The following is a 5,748-nucleotide window of genomic DNA, read 5'->3' on the forward strand; positions in this document are numbered from 1 at the left end:
CTAGCACAATAGATTTATTAGTATGCACTACTAAAAAACTACTTTTTAATTTGATATATACTACTACAATGTATATTAAAGTAGTTTATAATGTATTTGAGGTGAATAAAATGCGTAGAAGTGATTTTGATAAATTGGAAGTTAGAAATCAAATAGAATGTATAAATAATAAACTTGTAGAAGGTAATACATTGACTAATATATGCAAAGAATTAGGTATAGGTAGAACTACAATAAGAGACAGATTTAAAAAAGTATCTTATCAGTATGATAAAACCATTAACCAATATGAATGTATAGTTGAGGTGGTAGAAACTAAAGTAGTAGAGATGAAAAGAAGTAAACAACAGGAATATAGCCCTATCGAATTACAAAGTAGTAATAAAGTAGTTGGGACGGATGTAGAAATATTAACTACTATAATTAATAATTATGATGATAATTTAAGTAAGTTAAATGAAATGTACAATTGGTACAAATTACAAAGTAGTAATAAAGTAGTTGGGGCGAAAAAATTAAATATAGAGGATTTTGAGGGAGATATAGTAGTTAGAAGTTATAAATTATATGAGCCGATACAAAAAGAATTTACAGACTTTTGTAAAGTTAATAATAAGTATAAGGTACAAGATATTTTGAGCCAAGCATTAAAAGAATTCTTAGATAAGTATAGTTAAAATATTATAATAAATTAAAATGAAAATGAAAATATTTGATATAGATATGGGTCAAATTCTTAGAGGATACTATTTTAAATGAAATCACCTATTTATGTGAAGTTATATGGTGTAGAACTATATCTTTCTAGAGTATATTATGATTTTTAAACTATCCAATTATTAGATAAAATTAATAAATAGAGATATTGGTAGAAATACTAATATCTCTATTTTATATTCAACAAACTTTGATAAATAAATTAGAATGATTTATATAAAAATAAAAAACTAAATAGATTAATTTAAGTAAAATATGTGGTATTACTTACATTTAACTATTTATTTTAACTAAAAAGGTCAAGTTTGAGCCGACAAACTTGACTTTTTTATATTCAAATTGCATTATAAAATATAAAAAAAAGACATCAATAGTGATAGCATCAGGAGGATGATATGAAAAAAAGAGCAGTAGGATATTGCAGAATATCAACATTAATGCAAGTAGATAATACTTCACTTAAGGACCAAGAAGAAAAAATTAGAATGTATGCTAAACTTCACGATATTGTGATAGATGAAATGTTTATAGATAAAGCAGTATCAGGTAAATCTACAGATAGACCAGAGTATGATAAGATGATGGATTATGTAAAGACAAATGATATAGATATGATTATAGTTTATAAAAATGACCGAATTCATAGAAGTTTATATAATTTATTAGCAATGATATATGAGCTACAAAATTATGAAGTGGCTTTAGTAAGTGTTACAGAAATGTTTGATACTTCAACACCACAAGGAATGTTATTTTTGCAGATGTTAGGAAGTTTTGCAGAGTTTGAGAGAGCTGTAATAAATGAAAGAACTAGAAATGGTAGGCTTGCAAGACTAAATGAAAATAAATGGGTTGGTGGTAAGCCCGCATTTGGATATAAAGTAAATAAATATGGGAGATTTGAAATAAATGAGGAAGAAGCTAAAATAGTTAAAGATATATTTAAGCTAAGATCTAAGGGACTTTCGCTAGCTAAGATAGGTGCTAAATATGGATTTTCAAAGCAAAAGGTAGATTATATCTTAAAAAATAAAAATTATATTGGAGTATTTGAATACCAGGGAAAAAAAGAAAAGAATGATATTACTATTGAGATAGAGCCAATAGTATCAAAGTATATGTGGAATAAAATTAATAAGAATTAGGTGTCCCATTTTTTGTTCTCTTTGTATTGTAGGGGCTGTAGCCTGTTTCTATTTTTCTTGTATGAATTACTCATTTTATGGTACAATTTATCTATAATCATCGGAAAATAAAAAAAGTTAGAACCCTCCATCGCCAAACAGAGATTCTAACCTTTTTTATCTAAAACCCTATGAAAGAAAAAGATAAGAGAATCTAAATCTTAAATAGAGAGCTTTTTTAATTTTTTATATTGTTATTTTATCACAGACAGAAATAACTGACAAGAATATAAAGAAACTTCTCTTATCTTTTTTGGGGTAGATTAAATAGATAAGGGGAGTTTTTTATGCAATTAAATAATTTAGCAGAAGTCAGAGACTTTGATATAGAGGAATGTATAAATCATTTGGAAATGTTACATAAGGATAGTAAGGGGTATATAACAATATCTTCAAAAGACCCAAACTATAAACAGTGGCATTATAAGAGTGAAGATATTATAGAAAATGCGGAAGATATTTTAAATATAATAAATGCATATGTATCTCAAAATACATTTTATAAGCCACAAAGAAGGATTGAAAATATAAAAGAGCTTAGAACTATTTATATTGACATAGATTGTCATAAAACTAAGTATTCTAAAGAAGCTGTAAAGTATTTTTTAGAAAAAGATTTTTATGGTACTAAAATACCACAACCTAATTTTTTAATAGATAGTGGTAGGGGGCTTTATTATGTACTTTTAATAGAACCTGTACCAAGTATGGCTATGCCACTTTGGTATGCAGTTCAAAGATATATTTATAATCAATTAAAAGAGTTTGGAGCAGATGCAAATGCACTTGACCCAACTAGAGTTCTACGAATTGCAGGTACAGTTAATTCAAAGAGTAATAGTTATGTAGAGATTTTGGATATGCATAGTTATAAGTATAGGTTAAGAGATATACAAGAAGAGTATTTACCTGAAATTACTGAGAAAAAAGAAAAGAAAAAAGGCAGACCTAAAAAAATTGTAAGTCTTTTTAATGAATATAGTTTATATCATGCTAGAGTTTTAGATATTATAAAGATTTGTGAGCTTAGAGATTATGATGTTAAAGGTCATAGAGAGTTAATTTTATTTTTATATAGATATTATACATGTTGTTTTATACAAAATTCAGAAGAAGCTTTAGATAAGGCTTTAGAGCTTAATTCTATGTTTAAAGAACCATTAAGTGAAAGAGAAGTTATTAGAGATACTAAATCTGCACAGAAAGCTTATGTTGATAAGAAATATAAGTATACTAATACAAAACTAATTGAGATATTGGATATAACATTAGAAGAGCAGATGCACCTTAAGACTATTATTTCTGGTAAAGAAAAGTATAGAAGATGTGCAGATGAGAAGAAAGCTAAGCAAAAGGCTAAAAGAAGAAATGAAAATGGATTAACAAAAAAACAACAAGAAATGAAAGATTTAAAAACAGAAATAAAAGAATTAAAAGATAAAGGCAACAGTGTTAGAGAAATAGCTAAAATACTAGGGATAAGTAAATCAAAAGTAGGGCGGTTAGTTTAAAATTAGGTGTCCCATTTTTTGTTCTCTTTGTATTGTGGGGGGCTTTAGCCTGTTTTTACTTTTTAAGGGGAGTGTATATGAAGTTAGTTAGTTTACAGTTAGAAAACTTTAGAGGTTATTCTGAGTTTACTACCATTGATTTAAGTGATTTGACTTGTTTAGTTGGAAGAAATGATGCAGGTAAATCAACTATTTTAGAAGCATTAGATTTTTTCTTTAATGAAGGAGGATCTAATGGAATTATTAAGGTCGATAAAGATGATTGTTCTATAAATTCTGGAAAGGAAGAAATTTTAATTGGAGCAACATTTACAAATGTTCCTGATAAAGTAATACTGGATACATCTGTTGAAACATCTTTAAAAGATGAGTTTTTATTGAATAAAGATGGGATGTTGCAAGTTAATAAAATTATAAAGAATGGAAGAGTAATAAGTACAAAATTAATTGCTAATTATCCTAAAGGTAAACCCAAAGTACATTCTTTGAAGATAAGTGAACTGAAAAAGTTATTAAAAGAAATGGATATTTCAGTTGAAGATGAAAGAATTTCTTCTTTATGTAGAAAGGCTATTTTAAGTTCATATTGTGAAGAAGAATTAGAGGAGATTGAAATTGAAACTAAAAATGAAGGTGGAAAAGCTATTTGGGAAGAATTAAAGAAGTATTTGCCTGCATATTCATTATTCCAATCAGATAGGAAGAATCAAGACAAAGATAGTGAGATACAAGATCCAATGAAGGAAGCTGTTAAAGAAGTACTTTCAAATAAGGAAATAATAGATACATTAGATAATATAAGCACAGAAGTCATAAATGCAGTTAAGGATGTTACTCAAAGAACATTAGAAAAATTAGCAGAGATGAATCCTGAAATAGCAAAAGAGCTAGAACCAGAGATACCTAAAAAAATAGAATGGGATAAGGTATTTAATTTTGGACTTCGTAGTGACAATGGTATTCCGTTGAATAAAAGAGGAAGTGGAGTAAGAAGAATGATTTTACTTAACTTTTTTAGAGCTCAGGCAGAAAAAAGAAGATCATCAGATTCATCTTCTAATATAATCTATGCATTTGAAGAGCCTGAGACAGCGCAACACCCAGATTATCAGAAAAAGCTTATAGATTCATTTATAGAACTGAGCAAAAGTAAAAATACACAAATTATTTTTACTACACATAGTCCTGAAATATGTAATATGCTACCTATAGAGTCATTAAGATTAATAGATAGAAGTTTAGGTGAAGAATTTAAAGTACCTACAGCGAATGTGTTAGATGATATTGCAAATACACTAGGTATATTACCAGCAATAGCAGCAGAGATAGATCAAAATGTAAGAAATGTAAAAGTAGCAGTGTGTGTAGAAGGTAAGCTGGATATTAACTTCTTAAGAAATATCAATGCTAATATACCTGAAATAAAAGATATCATTGATTTAAATAGTGAAAAAATTATAATGATTCCTATGGGAGGGAGTACTTTAAAAGATTGGGTAAATGAAAGGTATTTAGAAAAGTTAGAGCTTAATCAAGTACATATATATGATAGTGATATTGGATCTGAAAAGGAAAATAAATATAAAAATCAAGTTATTGAATTAAATAAGATAAGTTCATGTAAAGCATTTGAAACAAAGCTAAGAGAAATGGAAAATTACATCCATCCAACTATATTAGAAGATATAGGAATAAGATTTGAAAAAGAGCATTTAGATAATTGGGATAAGTTAGATATTGGTGAGTATTGTGCAAGATATAGTTATGAAAATAATCCTGATTCTACAAGACCATGGAGTGAAGTTACTGATAGTAAAAAGAGTGAGAAAATAGGAAGGTTTAAGAAAAAAATAAATATAGAATACTCTAAGAAGCTTACAAAGAATATGTTAGAGAATATAGAAGTTTTTGATGAAGTTAAAGAATGGTTTAATTCAATAAAAGAGTTTGCTAAGGAATGATAATAAATACTAATAAAAAAGTAATTCAATTATGTTTAAAATAATGTAGGGAATATAAGATATATATAGAATATCCAATATAAATAGAGTTTTAGGAGGATATTCTATATGGAATTAAAAATAAGTGACTTACCTCCACAATTTGAAAATATAGCTATAGAGCTTGGAATAGACAAAATAAAGGCTTTATTTAAAGAATTTGGGGGAACATCAGTGTACTTTCCTACTGAAAAAATGATATACAAAGAAGCTCGTGATAGAGAAATTATATCTGAGTACAATGGATTTAATCATAAAGAATTAGCAGCTAAGTATAATATGTCTGAAAGCTACATAAGAGCTATTATAAACAGACATAAAAAAAGTGCTTAAAAC

The 5,748-nt window shown here is 27.2% G+C and carries 5 protein-coding genes; all 5 read left to right on the forward strand.

Going from position 1 to position 5,748, the window contains the following annotated elements; genetic code table 11:
- The coding region (locus VK071_12010; GenBank protein HLR36036.1) for a hypothetical protein at positions 1 to 677 on the forward strand (677 nt) is incomplete at its 5' end.
- 435 nt (positions 678 to 1,112) lie between these two features.
- On the forward strand, positions 1,113 to 1,862 hold the full coding sequence (locus tag VK071_12015) for a recombinase family protein (GenBank protein ID HLR36037.1): 750 nt from the start codon (positions 1,113 to 1,115) through the stop codon (positions 1,860 to 1,862).
- 326 nt (positions 1,863 to 2,188) lie between these two features.
- Entirely contained in the window at positions 2,189 to 3,412 is a 1,224-nt protein-coding gene (locus VK071_12020; GenBank protein ID HLR36038.1) for a hypothetical protein, read from the forward strand.
- Between the two features lie 77 nt (positions 3,413 to 3,489).
- Positions 3,490 to 5,373, forward strand: a complete 1,884-nt coding sequence (locus VK071_12025; protein HLR36039.1) for an ATP-binding protein — start codon at positions 3,490 to 3,492, stop codon at positions 5,371 to 5,373.
- A 108-nt stretch (positions 5,374 to 5,481) separates the two neighbouring features.
- On the forward strand, positions 5,482 to 5,745 hold the full coding sequence (locus VK071_12030; protein ID HLR36040.1) for a Mor transcription activator family protein: 264 nt from the start codon (positions 5,482 to 5,484) through the stop codon (positions 5,743 to 5,745).
- Positions 5,746 to 5,748 lie beyond the last annotated feature (3 nt).

It is taken from the genome of Tissierellales bacterium (assembly GCA_035301805.1).
In the GTDB taxonomy this organism is placed as follows: domain Bacteria; phylum Bacillota; class Clostridia; order Tissierellales; family DATGTQ01; genus DATGTQ01.